Genomic DNA, 14693 nt, shown 5'->3' on the forward strand with positions numbered 1-14693 from the left:
GCATTGCGATTAGTTTGTAAATACTTTTATAAATTTAAGAATAATATGTAGAACTATTCTAAAGAGCGTGATTAAATTAAAGTTTCATGATAAATTTCAAGTTCAGCAATTTTTTAATGATGTCTTTTTTTGAATATTCAATCAAATGGTAAGGACGAAGCTCCGGTCTGAAGCCTCTAAAAAACTCTTCCACATTCGGTAATTCGCTCCCTTCAAAATCAAATATTTTTGTTTGAATATTTTCTTTTATATACTTGTCTATCAAAACAGAAGCTCCCGATACTTTAACGGATTCTTTATCATTAAATGTTCCCAAAAGTGCTGCATTAAAATCATCAACATACATTACAATAATATTGATAACTCTTTGGTTGAGATAAAAAGCCGAAAAATTCAAACAGTTTGCCTCATACATATTTTTAAAAATATTCATGAAAAACTCTACATCTTCTTCTTTATCTGCTCCTAAAAAATTCTCTTTAATAAAGCTTTCAGCCTGAGAAAAACTAATATTTTTAATCTCAGAATTCTTTACGATTTCTTCATCAAGCCTAAGCTTTCTTTTCCTTTTTGGTGAATATTTAGAATAAACAGTCTCATAATCATTAGGTAAAATAAGATAGTTTTTTTTAGATTTTAAAGAGGTTTTAAAATGATTGAATTCATTAAAACTATAAATTCTGATAAGATAATTTTTCTCTAAGAAACCAAGAAACTGCTCATTAATTTCTACATTATCTTCTTTTGAAAAAACCCCTAATTGCTGACAAAGCATAGGATTATGAACGATTTTAATCCCCGATTTAAACACATAAGGAACCGGCATTACAGCTTCGTAATCTCCATACACCAAAAGTTCCCATTTTTTGTCAGAAGAAATATCTAAAAACTGTTTTGCGGCAGAGTATTTTCGCTGTGCGGAGTTTTCAAGGCATTGAGTGTATTTTTCAAAATCAATTTCATTATATTTTAATCTTCTAATCATAATAATCCTTCGTCTGCAAAACTTGTATATGTGTTTTGTGTAATAATTAAATGGTCCAAAAGCTGAATATTCATAACATTTCCTGCTTCCTTCACTTTTTGGGTGATATTGAGGTCTTCTTCGCTTGGTTTTAAATTTCCTGACGGATGATTGTGCGAAATGATAATGCCTGTAGAAAAATGGTCTAAAGCTATTTTAAAAAGTATTCTGATGTCTACAATTGATTGATTAATTCCGCCTTGTGTAAGCTGGGCGATGTGAATTACTTTATTGCTTTGGTTCAAAAAAATAGCCCAAAACTCTTCGGTTCTGAGGTCTGATAAATGTAGTTTCAGGATGTTATAAGCATCTTTACTGCTTGAAATCGTTGGCTTTTCGGGGATTTCCTGGCTCGCTCTTCTTTTTCCTATTTCTAAAGCTGTGGCGATTGAAATTGCTTTTACTTCCCCCACTCCTTTAAATTTCATTAAATCTTTAATCGTTAATAAACTCAACTGATGCCAATTATTATCAACCGATGCCAGAATTTTCCTTGCTAATTCTACCGCTGTTTCGTCTCTGCTTCCGCTGCCCATAATGATAGCCAAAAGCTCAGAATCAGAAAGTGAGTTTTTACCTTTCAGTAAAAACTTTTCTCTCGGTCTGTCATCTTCTGCCAAAAATTTTATAGACATAAGTTTGGTTATTAAATTTTAATTAAAACCTTCCATTTTTTGAATAATTTCAAAAGTAACTGTTCCACCACCCGATTGTACAGGCATTTGTCTTTCTGCAGAAATCAGTGCTTTGGTTTTGCTGTCAAAAAGATATTTACCATTAATCTCCGTATCTTTTAAAACATTAGACATTCCCGACATTCTTGAAAGAACAGAAACTTCAATTTTACCGTCTTTTATCCCTCTGTAGGTGTAATCTGTAGTTACGGGTAAAAATTTCGTTAACGTATTTATGACTTTGCCCTTCCACATAAATCCTACATCTACGCTTTCGTTAGGAAAAGACAGAGGAATAAGAGTGTATTGGCTTGGGTCTAAATCTTTCGAAATTTCAGCTTTAAACTTATGCTTTTCAAGAACTTTCCCGTGTTTATCTATTTTAAATGTAAAAGGATTATTGATGACGGGTTTTATTTCAGCACCTAATCCAAAATCTGAATTTGACTGATCCCTCGAATCATAATAAATTGTTTCACCAAACATATTTTGACTAAAATTCATCCTAAGAACTTCACCGGTGATGTAATAATTTTTATCCTGATCTACAGAATCTACTTTATATTTTACTTCTGTAGTATCGTTCATTTCACCATTTTTGTTCCCAACGGTCGAGGTTGTATAAATCAAAGTCTGTTCGTAGCCTTTTTTAAGGTTTAAAGACAAGTCTTCCTTATGTATTTCTTTTTTTTGACAAGAAGCAAGGAGAGTTAAAATAAATAAAATGGTAGAAGTTTTTTTCATCAATTATTGTTTTTTTAGTAAAAAGCATATAAAATAATACTCTTTTTTGATTGGTCTAAAATCTTTGCTGTTTCCTTAAAAGCTTTTGTAGAAAGCATAGGACAACCTAAGCTTAAACATGCCAAATTTTGAGATTCCTGATCAGGAACACATCCAAAAGAATGCAAAACAATCGCTCGCTGCATAGCGTTACTATTGGTAGAATCTAAACCTTGTAAGCGATAGGCTTTACCAAATTGCCCTACATAACTTTGTCTAATTTCATATTTCCCTAAAGAAGATTGGTAAGAACCTTCAACATTAGAAAATTTAAGCTGATTCGATTTCGGAATTACTGATCCTGACCCATGAGATACAATTGCTTTCTGTACTATTTTATCATTTTTCAAGTCATAGACAAAATACCGATACTTTCCTGAATGAATTTTAAAATTAATGAAAACTGCCAGATTTTGATTGTAGTTTTTATCTTTAATATAATTTTTAAGCTCTGAAATTCTTTCTTTAGGCAAAACATCTATATTTTCCTGAGCTTTTGACTGAGTACAGGAAATAAAAAATATAAATACAAAAATGAGAGATTTCATAATTGAAAAATTATTCAATGATTAATCCGTCTTTCATCACCAGTTTGCGATCTGTAATTTCTGCCAATTGTGGATTATGTGTTACAATTACAAAAGTTTGGTTGTATTTATCTCTCAAATCGAAAAATAATCGGTGAAGATCATCAGCGTTTTTCGAGTCTAAATTTCCTGTCGGCTCATCTGCATAAATAATTTTCGGAGAATTAATCAAAGCTCTTGCCACAGCAACTCTCTGTGCTTCACCACCCGATAACTGATTGGGTTTGTGATGAACTCTTTCTGCGATTTTTAAATCTTCAAACAATTGATAAGCCTTATCTAAAGCTTCCTTTTCGCTGGTTCCTGCAATTCTGGTAGGCAGCAAAACATTTTCTAAAGCAGTAAATTCAGGAAGTAACTGATGAAACTGAAAAACAAAACCAATATTCTGGTTTCTGAATTTTGAAATCTGCTTATCGCTCATATAAATGAAAGATTGGTCATTCAGCAAAATTTCAGTCTCGTAATTTTTAGGAGTTGAAGGCGTGTCTAAAGTTCCTAAAATCTGTAATAATGTAGATTTTCCGGCACCAGATTCTCCAACAATAGAGACCACTTCCCCAGTTTTGATGTGAATATCAACTCCTTTTAATACTTCCAGACTTCCATAAGATTTATGGATACTACTCGCTTTAATCATGCTTCAAAAATAGTGAAATTTTTGCTTCTGGCTTTTAGCAATTAGCTTTTGGCATTAATTTCTTTTATTATTTTTCTTTTTTAATCACAATTCTAAAAGTAGTTCCTTTTCCTACTTCTGTTTGAGAGATTTTAATATCACCATTATGGTATTCCTGTACAACTCTTTTTGCAAGACTTAAACCTAATCCCCAACCTCTTTTTTTTGTAGAATACCCTGGCTTAAAAGCATTTTGAGCCTGATATTTTGTCATTCCGCTTCCATTGTCTTTTACTTCAACCAAAATGTTTTTGTTACGTTCAAAAACCGACATTTGTAAAGTGCCTTCCCCTTTCATTGCATCAACAGCATTTTTTACCAGATTTTCAATCACCCAGCTCATCAGAATTTTATTGTGCGGAACCAAAATATTGTAGGTGGGAAGCAATAGTGTAAAATCGATTTTCTTTGAAATTCTTGTTTTCAGATAATCGTAATTTTCTTTAATGGTTTCATTAAAATTACTATCGTTCAATTCGGGAACGGAACCAATTTTTGAGAATCTTTCAGAAATTGTTCTGAGTCTTTCAATATCTTTTTCTATTTCGTTTACACCATCAGAATCGGGGTTTTCAAGCTTCATGATTTCCATCCATCCCATCATTGACGATAACGGAGTTCCGATTTGATGAGCTGTTTCTTTTGCCAAACCAGCCCAAAGATAACCTTCATCAGTTTTTTTAACTGTCCTTAAAAACCAGAAAGAAAATAAGAAATAACACAGCACAAAAAATCCTAAAAGAAAAGGGAAATATTGAAGGTTATTCAACATTTTTGAGTTGTCATAATACACATATTGATCATTTCCACCCTGAACTTTTATTTCTATGGCCGGATATTTTTTCTCCATTTTTTTTGCTTCAGCAATGATAGCTTGAGGATCATCGCCAATTTCTTTTGGCAAATGTTTATACTCTATAAGCTGATCATTTTTATCTAAAATAATCACAGGAATCGTTGTGTTTGAACTATAAATAGCAAGAAGCAGCTCCTGAACTTCAAGACTTGGGGTAACATCCTGTTGAAATTTTATAGCTTTCACCAAAATATCAACTCTCTTTACTTCATCCTTCTTTAAGTAATTGACGACCATTGTTGAAGCAATTACAATGGCCACGACCACCAATGTCATCAGCGAAAAAATAAACCAGTTGTTGAATCTGGCGAATATGGATCTTTTTTTCAATTCTATTTTATTTTAAAACATTCAAAATCTTCTGTAGTTCTGTACTTCCGCTACCCTGATAATTATTGATAATAATCGAATATACATACTTTTTTCCGTCTTTAGATGTTTGGTAGCCTGCGTAGGATTTGGTATCGCGCATGGTTCCGCTTTTCATTTTCATGCCATTATCCTGAGTAGGAAATCCGTCATAATACGATTCAAACCAGGGTTGTTTTTTAGCGTAAATTAAAGCCTGAACCTGTGCTTTTGCAGAAACATAATTTTGTGGCGAAAGTCCGCTTCCATCAGCAAAATTGATCATATTTGAATTGATTCCTTTAGCCTTCCAGAATTCTTTTAAGTAAGCAATTCCACTTTTGAAACTTGGATTGCCTTTTTTCTCTTTACCCAAGGTTTTAATTAAATTTTCGCCATATAAATTCACAGATTTTCTCAGAAACCAATAAATTATTTTATCTAAAGTCGGCGATTCGTAAGTAAAAAAAATATTGTTTTTTGGAGTTTCTACGATTTTACCTTCGATTTCCAATTGAGCATGAGTGACTACTTTTCCTGAAAAATCAATTCCTGATTCTTTCAGCCATTTCTGAACTTCTACCCCCAATTGCAATGGCGGATTAGGAACAGATCCCGAAACGGTAGTTACTTTTCCTGCCGGTAAACTTCCGTTGATTAAAGCAACGCTAGAATAAGGCGCTGTAAAAATTAAACTTTGATCTGAATTTCCGGCTGCTTTTAAATCATTCAGCCATTTTACTCCTTCTAAAGGATAAGAAAAACTTTTAAAATCTGAACCATTGATATTGATATCGAATTGGTTTTCTCGCCAATTGACTCCCCAAACTCCAGCTCCGTAATAGTTTCCTAAATCATCCCAAGGCCAACCTCCGGGAATGGTTTGATGGTCAAAATAAGAATCATCAATGACTAAATCTCCTGAAATCTTTGTAATCCCGGATTTTTTGATGGCTTCAATCAGTTTTTGCCTAAAATTTTCAGGTTTGTAGCCTTCATATCTCCAACTTCCCAAAGTAGGATCACCATTGGATGTGATGAAAAGATTACCGTTTAGATTTCCATTAGAAATTGTTCCGGAATATGAGGATGTTGTTTTGTACGTATAATTTTTGCCTAAAGTTTCCAAAGCTGCTGCTGCAGTAAAAATTTTCTGCGTTGAAGCTGTTGAAAGTCCTTTATTTCCCTGAAAGTCATACACAAGATTTCCGCTTTCATCTGAAACGTAGAAAGATAGATTAGATGAAATAGCTAAAGAGGAATTCATTAGATTTTTTGTAGCATCATCTAATTTTTGAGCAATATTTTGAGCAAAAATAATTTGTGTAGAAAGGGTAAGAAATACAAAGGTTTTCTTCATGGAAATATTATTTATTAAAATATAAAGATAAGAATCATTCGACTCTTAACCATTTTGTATGTAAATGAAATTCTATAAACTCTATTTTGAATCTATAAATAAATATAATTTATAGAATTTTAATTTTTAAGTTTTTTTAAGCGAAAAATCAAAGATTTTATTTATCGGAACACTTAAAACGAAGCTCTACTTAATTTTTCTTTAATCTTAATCGCTCTTAATGTTAAAATAAATGAATAACTTCATAAATGTCGGTTATTTGTCACAATACATAATTTCATCCGCAGTTTTTGGCGAAGAACTAATCGTTTTAAAGTTCGCTTCCGGCTTCAATCTCGTAAGGTTCTTTATCTTTTTCAAAAATTCTGGTCAGTTCATTTCCTTCAACGGTAATTTTATTGCCAATTTTTCTAATCCAGTTTCCTTCGCGAAGTCCTACAACTTTGATGTCGTTTTGCGTTAAAAATTCTTTAATTCTTGTTTCTCGGGTTTCTCCGTTATGTTTCAAATCAGGATTAGGATCTAAATAATGTGGATTGATATTAAACGGAACCAATCCCATACAATCAAAACTTGGAGGATAAACAATCGGCATATCATTCGTCGTTTTCATGTTTTGTCCGCCAATGTTACTTCCTGCGCTGCAACCTAAATAGGCTTTTCCGCTTTCTATGTTTTGTTTTAAAGCTGACATTAGATTTTCTTCATGCAACGTTTTAACCAGTAAAAAAGTGTTTCCACCACCCGTAAAATATCCTTTTGCTGAATCTAAAGCTTCAATTTCATCATCAAATTCATGCAGACCTTTCACTTTAATATTAATAGTTTCAAAAAAAGACTTTGCCTTTGCGGTGTAATCATCATGCGAAATACCTCCCGGTCTTGCAAAAGGAATGAAGATAATTTCATCAATTCCTTTATATAAATCAATGAGTTCTTCTTTTAAATATTCAAGATATTCTCCACCAAAAAGTGTAGACGTTGAGGCTAATAATACATTCATAAGATGAAATATAATAAGGTTGTTATGAAACAAAGATAAACTCAAAGAAGCTAAAAATCAAAAAATACGCTAAAAAAAGTCTTCTAACTGTTAATACGTTCAAAAAAAACTTAAGAAATCTAAAACTTTGCCTTTTGTGGAATTATTCTTGAACTTCAACAGCTACAATTTTAAATATGTAAAATAATATGAAAACGATTAAAATTAATACGAAACAACTATTTGTAGCTTTAATAATGATAGGAAGTACAGGAGCTTTTGTGGCCCAAACCACTCCGAAAACTGATAGTGTAAAAGTCGTTGCTTCTACAACTCAGGTACCAACCAATCCTGTAATTGAAGGTTTAAAAAAACAAGTTGAGACCAACCCCAACGATGCAGAATCTCTAGCAAAATTAGCCACTGCATATCAGGATGCTACAGATTGGCAAAATGCAATTGCTACGTGGAAAAAAATATCAGTACTCTTACCTGATTGGTCTCCATCTTATTACAGTCAGGCCTATTCTTATCAGTCTGCAAAAGATGATTTGAATGCCAAACTTTCTTATGAAAAATATATTTCTACCGTAAAACCGGAAGAGATTGAAACAAGTAAAAAAAATCTTGCATACGCTTATTATTTCATTGCTTTTAATGAGCAAAAAGGCAACACTGATAAAGCAAAAGAGTATGTCGCAAAATCAATTCAGTATGACCCGAGTAATCAGGATGCTGTAAAATTAAGTCAAGTTCTTAATTCATAAACATTAAAAAACCGAAGCATTTAATTTCTTCGGTTTTTTAATTGTTTTTAAAGGTATGATTATACAGGTGGTCTTCAAAAAGAAGGTGATTTTGAATGTTAAATCTTGTAATTCATAAATTAATTTCGCACTCAAAATGGAATGTTTATCTTTACGAAATTAAATCTATTTAAAGAAAATGAAATTTTTTATTGACACTGCTAATTTAGAGCAAATTAAAGAAGCAAAAGACCTTGGTATTTTGGATGGAGTAACAACCAATCCATCATTAATGGCTAAAGAAGGAATTAGGGGAACTGAAGCTATTAACAACCATTACAAAGCGATTTGCGAAATTGTAGATGGAGATATTTCTGCTGAAGTACTTTCTACAACGTATGAAGAAATGATTAAAGAAGGTGATGAATTGGCTGCAATTCACCCGAATATTGTCGTGAAAATCCCGATGATTAAAGACGGAATTAAAGCTTTAAAATATTTTTCTGATAAAGGTATCAAAACCAACTGTACTTTGATTTTCTCTCCAGGACAAGCTCTTTTAGCAGCTAAAGCGGGTGCTACTTACGTTTCTCCTTTCTTAGGAAGATTAGATGACATTACTACAGATGGTTTAAACCTAATCAAAGAAATCAGATTAATTTTTGATAACTATATGTATGACACTGAAATTTTAGCAGCTTCTATCCGTCATTCAATGCACATTATTGACTGTGCAAAAATCGGTGCTGATGTTATTACTTCACCGCTTCCTCCAATCTTGAGTTTGTTGAAACACCCTTTGACAGACAGCGGTTTGGCTCAGTTTGTTGCAGATTCTCAAAAATTAGCGTAAGAATTTGAAATCTGAAGTTTGAGATTTGATATTCGTTCATTGAATAAAATATTTCAAATTCACATAAAAAATCCCGAAACAAAATGTTTCGGGATTTTATTTTATAACAAATTGACGTTACCAGTCATTAGCTCTTCTGCGTTTTTCAATCATTCCATCAATTGAAAATCTTCCGGCTCCAAATGAAATGATGATTAAGTAAATTGAAAGATACAATAAACTTAATTCTCGTTTGTCAAAACCGTCTGCTCCATGAACTACAAATGCCGCAATAGCCATCGTAAAGATTAAAAATCCTGAAGCAATTCTTGTAAATAAACCAAGAATAATAAAAATGGAACACACAAACTCAGCAAAAACCGTTAATATTAAAGAAATTTTCGGACCAAGCCCGATAAAATCATAAAAAGGTTTTTCAACACCATTAATTAAATCCTGAAGTTTGGGAAATCCATGCGAAATCATCGCAAATCCTATAAACAATCTTACTATAAGTAATACAATATCGAAAATTATTGGATTCGTTTTTGTGTTTGAATAGCTCATTGACTGAAAATTTTAACTAAAGTTAATAAAAATATCCGTTAATACAACGATGAATAGAGATGTTTTAGTCTATCTGTATCCAAAATTCTTTAAATCTCTGTCATTTTTTCGCCAATCTTTTTTCACTTTTACAAAAAGATTCAGGTGAATTTTTTTTGAGAAAAACTTCTCCAAATCAATTCTAGCTTCTGTTCCTACTTTTTTTATAGCCTCACCTTTATGTCCGATGATAATTCCTTTTTGGGTATCTCTTTCTACATAAATAATAGAATCTATGAAGATAATCCCTTCTTTTTCCTTAAACATTTCCGTTACCACTTCTACAGAATAAGGAATCTCTTTCTCGTAATTTAAAAGAATTTTCTCTCTGATAGCTTCGTTTACAAAGAAACGCTCCGGTTTGTCGGTATACATATCTTTATCGTAGTATGCCGGACTTTCGGGTAACATTGATTTTAATTTCGGTAGAATAATGTCAAGGTTGAAAGCATTTAACGCAGAAATAGGAAGAATTTCAGCTTTAGGAATTCTCTCGTGCCATTCAGTCGCAATTTTTTCAAGGCCTTCTTGGTTGGTTTGATCAATTTTATTTAATAATAATAAAACCGGTACCGGAATTTTATTTAGTTTATCAATTAAAAATTCTGAGGGTTCTGCTTTATCGGTAACATCTACAATAAAAAGAAAAACGTCTGCATCTTGTAAAGAATCTTTTACAAAATCCATCATTTTTTCCTGCAAACCGTATTTTGGGTCTAAAACTCCCGGAGTGTCAGAAAATACAATCTGCAAGTCTTCTTCATTATAAATTCCAAAAATTCTATGTCGGGTTGTCTGAGCCTTTTGTGTAACAATAGCCAGCTTCTCTCCCATCAATTGATTAAGAAGGGTAGATTTTCCGGCATTTGGCTTTCCAACGATATTTACAAATCCTGCTTTATGCATATATAAAAATTAAGTCGTTTTTATTACAATCTGCAAAGTTAGTAAAACAAAATCGGTCTTTCGTTTAATATTGGAAAATTAGATGCTTAAAAAAGTTTATTTTTGAAATAAATTTAAATATCTCAAAGTCTCAAAAGTATTATCCATGCTAAATACTTTTTAAGATTGTAAAAGATTTGATTTTAATTAGCTATTTTGATATGATTGGAAATTCTGCTATTAATTCCAAACAAATTATTCTGATGAATATTAAAGAAATTATTGATACGATATATCCTCTTCCGAAAGCTTCTAATGAAAGCTTAATACAGCATATTTCTGAAGTAAGCTATCCTAAAGGATTTTGCCTGATGGAAGCCAATAAAGTGATTCCTTACCTCTATTTTTTAAAGAAAGGAATCGTGCGCGCCTATGCTTCTACAGAAAATAACGACATCACTTTTTGGTTTGGAACTGAAGGCGAAACCATTGTTTCGATGAAAAGTTATGTCGATGAAAAACCGGGCTATGAAAATATAGAACTTTTGGAAGACTGCGAATTTTACAGATTGGAAACCAGTAAGCTTAAAACGCTTTATAATGAAGACATTCACATTGCAAATTGGGGTCGGAAATTTGCAGAACACGAGCTTGTAAAAACTGAAGAATTAATCATTTCCAGGCAATATAAAACTGCAATGGAAAGGTATAAAGACTTGCTAAAAGAAAAACCTTATCTGCTGCAGCGAGTTCAGCTTGGTTATATTGCTTCTTATTTGGGAATTTCTCAGGTAAGTTTGAGTAGAATTCGAGCAGAAATTAAGCATTATTAAATTATTTTCGCAGATTGAGCAGATGACTCAGATAAAAAATTTGCTTAATTAGCTAAATCTGCGGGAGTTTTTCATTGTATTTATCAAAAAAACCTTAGAAATAAATTTCATTTTTAACATTTGTAAAATTTTATTTCACTTTAAAACCTCAATTTTGCAGTATAAAATTATATCAATGAACTGGATTATTTTAATCATTGCAGGATTATTTGAGGTGGCTTTTGCATCATGCCTCGGAAAAGTAAAAGAAACAACCGGAAACGAAATGTATTGGTGGTTTGGAGGATTTTTGGTTTGTCTCATCATCAGTATGCTTTTGCTTATCAAAGCTACAGAAACATTACCTATCGGAACCGCTTATGCAGTCTGGACCGGAATTGGCGCTGTAGGAACCGCTTTGGTAGGGATTTTAGTATTTAAAGACCCTGCAAGTTTCTGGAGGATATTCTTCATTTCTACATTAATTGGTTCTGTAATTGGTTTGAAAGCTGTTTCTCATTAAAAGTAAAAGGTATATTTCTTATATTTGGGAAAAACTTTTCTATGAAAACAAAATTATTCTTTCTATTCATCAGTTGCTCTTTGTTTGGGCAAAATGCTGAGCTTTTTAATAATAATTGGTACATTTCACAAATAACAATTGCCAATCAGACGGTTAATAGTCCGATAATGGAATTGCCGATTGCATCTTCTCTTTTCCAAAATAATGGAAGCAGTGGCTATAGTTTTGTTTCTTCGTACTATAATTCTGCAGGTTCGAGCATTACGTTTAATACAGTTACAGACAGTTTTACCCGACATGGAACAGCAGTAACATTATTAGTATACAATGGTACAAATGCTGCTGCAGCGCAGAGTTATGATCAAAAAAATTGGGAATTTTATTTTAATGCACCTGTAGGAAACATTTACAATTATCAGATTATGAATAGTGGCAGTTCAAAAACACTCACTATAACAAATGCGACCACAGGAGATAAAATAGTATATAACAATTCATTTCTTGGGACAAAAGAAAGCGCTCTTAAGAAAAAAGCTAGAATATTTCCGAATCCGACGAGTGACTTTTTAATTGTGGAAGATGTAGAAAAGAATTTAAATGTTAAGATTTTTGATTTATCTGGTAAGGTGTTGTATGAAACATTATCTTCAGGTAAAGAATTAAAAATCAATACTACAGATTTTCAAAAAGGTCAATATATTTTAAGTATCGAAAACTTTAAACCTGAATTTTTTATTAAGAAATAAATTTCAACTTATCAAACAAAAACGGCTTCAAAATCTGAAGCCGTTTTTGTTATTTCTTTAAAACGATGGGTAAAATTTCGTTGAGTCTTAAACCATATTTTTTTATTTCTGAATTAGAAAACTGTTGTGAGTAAAAATTAGCTTCCACTTCAAAACCGGCATCTTTAAGTCGGTCAAAATAATCCATACCATACCAACGAACGTGATCGTATTGACCGAAGTGTTTTTGGCGTTCTTTCGGGTCGGTAATGGTGAAATCTTCATAGGTTTTCTCCAAAGAATTTTTCATAGGAACCTGCAAAATACCCCAACCTCCGGGTTTCATCACTCTATATAGCTCGCTCATCGCTTTTGCATCATCCTGAATATGCTCTAAAACATGATTACAGAAGATAATGTCAAAACTTTCATTTTCAAAAGGTAAATCTAAAATATCTGCTTTCACATCTACAATCGGCGAATATAAATCGGCAGAAATATAGTTGAGATTGCTCATTCTTTTAAATTTTCTCAAAAATTCCTGTTCGGGAGCAATATGAAGAACTTTATAGTTTTTAATGAAAAAATCGGTTTCATTTTGAAGATAAAGATACATTTGACGGTGTCTTTCTAGACTTAACGTTCCCGGAGACAAAGCGTTTTCTCTTTGCTTTCCGTAACCGTAAGGAAGAAATTTACGATAAGATTTACCATCGATAGGATCGTAAAACTTATCACCTTTGAAAAATTGATAAATCAACGGACGCGCCCAAATACTCATCTTAATAAGTATAGGACGAGGGATTTTATTTAATAAAAACTTAGTCAGCTTTTTCATTAAAAATCCAATTGAAATGGCTTTTCTTCATCACTTACAATGCCTAAAGCTTCGTAAATATAATCGAAAGTTGACAGTAAAACCGGTTTACCATTGATTACACAAACATCATGCTCAAAATGCGCAGAAGGCTGATTATCAAGTGTTGTAACCGTCCATCCGTCATTATGGAATTTTACTTTTTCAGTTCCTAAGTTAATCATCGGTTCGATAGCGATTGCCAAACCATCTTTGATGACTTTTCCGCTACCTTGTTTCCCGTAATTTGGAACCTGAGGATCTTCGTGCATTTTCTTTCCTAAACCATGACCAACAAGCTCTTTTACGACTCCATAGCCTTCTTTTTCACAATGACTTTGGATCGCGTGAGAGATATCACCTATTCTTTTTCCTCTGATACACTGCTCAATTCCTTTGTAAAGAGATTCTTTGGCAACTTTCAGTAATTTTTTGGTTTCAGGGTTTACTTCACCAATTTCAAAAGTATATGCGTGATCACCTACGTAACCATTAAGAATCGCACCACAATCTACAGAAAGTATATCTCCTTCTTTGATTTCGTCTTTATTAGGAAAGCCGTGTACCACTTGCTCGTTGGGTGAAATACACAAAGAATTCGGAAAACCTCCGTATCCTAAAAATGCTGGTTCAGCACCGTGATCTTTAATAAAATCGTGCGCTAATTTATCTAAATATAAAGTAGTAATTCCCGGTTTGATTTCTTTTGCCAACATTCCTAATGTTCTAGAAACCAATTGAGCACTTTCTTTCATAAGACGAAGCTCGTCTATTGTTTTTAATTGAATCATTTTTTAATATAGATTTAGATATTAGATGCTAGATATTAGATATTAGATTTTCAACTTTATGAATAAATCTTTTAACTCTAAACATCTTTACTTTCTTGATAAAATTATTAGAAGTTATATTAAAACTAATTTTTAACATCTAACTTCTAATTTCTCAAATCTTACCAGAAAAGTCCTTTTTTCTTTTCTTTTTTTAGTTTTGAATATGCTAAAACCTCATTACCTTCTACTCGGAACTCTATTCTTTCGTTGATGATATTATAAATCTCTCCCCATCCAGGAAAGCCACCTAAGTTTCTGTCGTCGATAAACCAATCTGCATCCAATTTTCTCGACTGAGTTCCAGAATCAAAAACTTCTCCTTCAAAGCTTGAGTTAATTGCGTAGAACTCAATACCATTCTTTTTGCAGAACTCTACAGCCTCGTCCAAAGCTTTACCATGTCTGTACGTCCAAAGTATCAATCTAAAACCTTGAGCCTGAAGTTTTTTAAGTGTTTCGAAAGCGAAAATTTTAGTTTTCCCAATTGCAGGATAGGCGTCGTCTACGATAGTTCCGTCGAAATCAACAGCAATTTTTTTATTATTTAACATTTTGTTGCGTTTTTAGCTGGGCAAAGATACT

Annotated in this window: 18 protein-coding genes; 5 read left to right on the top strand and 13 right to left on the bottom strand. The window is 32.4% G+C overall.

The window, feature by feature from the left end; translation table 11 throughout:
- Window positions 1-76: 76 nt before the first annotated feature.
- The 8 genes from LO744_RS10585 to pepE form a co-directional block, all read right to left on the bottom strand.
- Complete coding sequence (locus LO744_RS10585; protein WP_230669233.1) at window positions 77-985, bottom strand: hypothetical protein; 909 nt, start codon at window positions 983-985, stop codon at window positions 77-79.
- The gene (gene radC, locus LO744_RS10590) at window positions 982-1659 is read right to left on the bottom strand and encodes a RadC family protein (RefSeq protein WP_230669234.1); all 678 of its coding nucleotides are present in this window, start codon (window positions 1657-1659) and stop codon (window positions 982-984) included. The genes LO744_RS10585 and radC overlap by 4 nt, the downstream gene beginning before the upstream one ends.
- A gap of 18 nt (window positions 1660-1677) precedes the next feature.
- Window positions 1678-2442 carry a DUF6263 family protein gene (locus tag LO744_RS10595; protein ID WP_230669235.1) on the bottom strand — a complete coding sequence of 255 codons (765 nt, stop codon included), beginning with the start codon at window positions 2440-2442 and terminating at the stop codon, window positions 1678-1680.
- Window positions 2443-2456: 14 nt separating this feature from the next.
- Window positions 2457-3029 (bottom strand): murein L,D-transpeptidase catalytic domain-containing protein, encoded by a 573-nt coding sequence (locus tag LO744_RS10600; protein ID WP_230669236.1) that lies wholly within the window; start codon window positions 3027-3029, stop codon window positions 2457-2459.
- Between the two features lie 10 nt (window positions 3030-3039).
- A complete protein-coding gene (locus LO744_RS10605) occupies window positions 3040-3708 on the bottom strand; it encodes an ABC transporter ATP-binding protein (RefSeq protein ID WP_230669237.1) in 669 nt (222 codons plus the stop codon).
- 67 nt (window positions 3709-3775) lie between these two features.
- A complete protein-coding gene (locus tag LO744_RS10610) occupies window positions 3776-4933 on the bottom strand; it encodes a sensor histidine kinase (RefSeq protein WP_230669238.1) in 1158 nt (385 codons plus the stop codon).
- 7 nt (window positions 4934-4940) lie between these two features.
- Window positions 4941-6311, bottom strand: a complete 1371-nt coding sequence (dacB, locus tag LO744_RS10615; RefSeq protein ID WP_230669239.1) for a D-alanyl-D-alanine carboxypeptidase/D-alanyl-D-alanine endopeptidase — start codon at window positions 6309-6311, stop codon at window positions 4941-4943.
- 310 nt (window positions 6312-6621) lie between these two features.
- A complete protein-coding gene (gene pepE / locus LO744_RS10620) occupies window positions 6622-7314 on the bottom strand; it encodes a dipeptidase PepE (protein ID WP_230669240.1) in 693 nt (230 codons plus the stop codon).
- Window positions 7315-7502: 188 nt separating this feature from the next.
- Between pepE and LO744_RS10625 the strand changes: the two genes are divergently transcribed.
- Both LO744_RS10625 and fsa read left to right on the top strand, forming a co-directional pair.
- Window positions 7503-8060: a tetratricopeptide repeat protein gene (locus LO744_RS10625; RefSeq protein ID WP_230669241.1), complete on the top strand. Its 558-nt coding sequence runs from the start codon at window positions 7503-7505 to the stop codon at window positions 8058-8060.
- Between the two features lie 178 nt (window positions 8061-8238).
- Complete coding sequence (fsa, locus tag LO744_RS10630) at window positions 8239-8892, top strand: fructose-6-phosphate aldolase (protein WP_230669242.1); 654 nt, start codon at window positions 8239-8241, stop codon at window positions 8890-8892.
- A gap of 117 nt (window positions 8893-9009) precedes the next feature.
- On the opposite strand, the gene LO744_RS10635 is transcribed toward fsa, so the two are convergent.
- Both LO744_RS10635 and era read right to left on the bottom strand, forming a co-directional pair.
- Window positions 9010-9438 (bottom strand): DoxX family protein, encoded by a 429-nt coding sequence (locus tag LO744_RS10635; RefSeq protein ID WP_230669243.1) that lies wholly within the window; start codon window positions 9436-9438, stop codon window positions 9010-9012.
- A gap of 69 nt (window positions 9439-9507) precedes the next feature.
- Window positions 9508-10383 carry a GTPase Era gene (gene era, locus LO744_RS10640; protein ID WP_079465058.1) on the bottom strand — a complete coding sequence of 292 codons (876 nt, stop codon included), beginning with the start codon at window positions 10381-10383 and terminating at the stop codon, window positions 9508-9510.
- Window positions 10384-10625: 242 nt separating this feature from the next.
- Here era and LO744_RS10645 point away from each other — a divergent pair, with 242 nt between their 5' ends.
- The 3 genes from LO744_RS10645 (at window position 10626) to LO744_RS10655 (ending at window position 12443) form a co-directional block, all read left to right on the top strand.
- Complete coding sequence (locus LO744_RS10645) at window positions 10626-11195, top strand: Crp/Fnr family transcriptional regulator (protein ID WP_230669244.1); 570 nt, start codon at window positions 10626-10628, stop codon at window positions 11193-11195.
- Between the two features lie 175 nt (window positions 11196-11370).
- Window positions 11371-11697 (top strand): DMT family transporter, encoded by a 327-nt coding sequence (locus LO744_RS10650; RefSeq protein ID WP_230669245.1) that lies wholly within the window; start codon window positions 11371-11373, stop codon window positions 11695-11697.
- Window positions 11698-11738: 41 nt separating this feature from the next.
- Window positions 11739-12443: a T9SS type A sorting domain-containing protein gene (locus LO744_RS10655; protein ID WP_230669246.1), complete on the top strand. Its 705-nt coding sequence runs from the start codon at window positions 11739-11741 to the stop codon at window positions 12441-12443.
- Window positions 12444-12492: 49 nt separating this feature from the next.
- On the opposite strand, the gene LO744_RS10660 is transcribed toward LO744_RS10655, so the two are convergent.
- The 3 genes from LO744_RS10660 to LO744_RS10670 form a co-directional block, all read right to left on the bottom strand.
- Window positions 12493-13260 carry a class I SAM-dependent methyltransferase gene (locus LO744_RS10660; RefSeq protein WP_230669247.1) on the bottom strand — a complete coding sequence of 256 codons (768 nt, stop codon included), beginning with the start codon at window positions 13258-13260 and terminating at the stop codon, window positions 12493-12495.
- Window positions 13260-14069, bottom strand: a complete 810-nt coding sequence (gene map, locus LO744_RS10665; protein WP_230669248.1) for a type I methionyl aminopeptidase — start codon at window positions 14067-14069, stop codon at window positions 13260-13262. Before map ends, LO744_RS10660 begins: the two co-directional genes overlap by 1 nt.
- A gap of 161 nt (window positions 14070-14230) precedes the next feature.
- The gene (locus tag LO744_RS10670) at window positions 14231-14662 is read right to left on the bottom strand and encodes a BT0820 family HAD-type phosphatase (RefSeq protein WP_230669249.1); all 432 of its coding nucleotides are present in this window, start codon (window positions 14660-14662) and stop codon (window positions 14231-14233) included.
- Between the last annotated feature and the right edge of the window lie 31 nt (window positions 14663-14693).

This window comes from Chryseobacterium turcicum, from assembly GCF_021010565.1.
Lineage (GTDB): Bacteria > Bacteroidota > Bacteroidia > Flavobacteriales > Weeksellaceae > Chryseobacterium > Chryseobacterium turcicum.

Bases quoted from the DNA above. Each gene is read 5' to 3' on its own strand.
- LO744_RS10585 (WP_230669233.1), bottom strand. From the start codon at position 985: ATGATTAGAAGATTAAAATATAATGAAATTGATTTTGAAAAATACACT.
- fsa (WP_230669242.1), top strand. From the start codon at position 8,239: ATGAAATTTTTTATTGACACTGCTAATTTAGAGCAAATTAAAGAAGCA.
- LO744_RS10600 (WP_230669236.1), bottom strand. From the start codon at position 3,029: ATGAAATCTCTCATTTTTGTATTTATATTTTTTATTTCCTGTACTCAG.
- LO744_RS10655 (WP_230669246.1), top strand. From the start codon at position 11,739: ATGAAAACAAAATTATTCTTTCTATTCATCAGTTGCTCTTTGTTTGGG.
- LO744_RS10650 (WP_230669245.1), top strand. From the start codon at position 11,371: ATGAACTGGATTATTTTAATCATTGCAGGATTATTTGAGGTGGCTTTT.
- radC (WP_230669234.1), bottom strand. From the start codon at position 1,659: ATGTCTATAAAATTTTTGGCAGAAGATGACAGACCGAGAGAAAAGTTT.
- LO744_RS10595 (WP_230669235.1), bottom strand. From the start codon at position 2,442: ATGAAAAAAACTTCTACCATTTTATTTATTTTAACTCTCCTTGCTTCT.
- LO744_RS10670 (WP_230669249.1), bottom strand. From the start codon at position 14,662: ATGTTAAATAATAAAAAAATTGCTGTTGATTTCGACGGAACTATCGTA.
- LO744_RS10625 (WP_230669241.1), top strand. From the start codon at position 7,503: ATGAAAACGATTAAAATTAATACGAAACAACTATTTGTAGCTTTAATA.
- LO744_RS10645 (WP_230669244.1), top strand. From the start codon at position 10,626: ATGAATATTAAAGAAATTATTGATACGATATATCCTCTTCCGAAAGCT.
- map (WP_230669248.1), bottom strand. From the start codon at position 14,069: ATGATTCAATTAAAAACAATAGACGAGCTTCGTCTTATGAAAGAAAGT.
- LO744_RS10660 (WP_230669247.1), bottom strand. From the start codon at position 13,260: ATGAAAAAGCTGACTAAGTTTTTATTAAATAAAATCCCTCGTCCTATA.
- LO744_RS10635 (WP_230669243.1), bottom strand. From the start codon at position 9,438: ATGAGCTATTCAAACACAAAAACGAATCCAATAATTTTCGATATTGTA.
- era (WP_079465058.1), bottom strand. From the start codon at position 10,383: ATGCATAAAGCAGGATTTGTAAATATCGTTGGAAAGCCAAATGCCGGA.
- dacB (WP_230669239.1), bottom strand. From the start codon at position 6,311: ATGAAGAAAACCTTTGTATTTCTTACCCTTTCTACACAAATTATTTTT.
- pepE (WP_230669240.1), bottom strand. From the start codon at position 7,314: ATGAATGTATTATTAGCCTCAACGTCTACACTTTTTGGTGGAGAATAT.
- LO744_RS10605 (WP_230669237.1), bottom strand. From the start codon at position 3,708: ATGATTAAAGCGAGTAGTATCCATAAATCTTATGGAAGTCTGGAAGTA.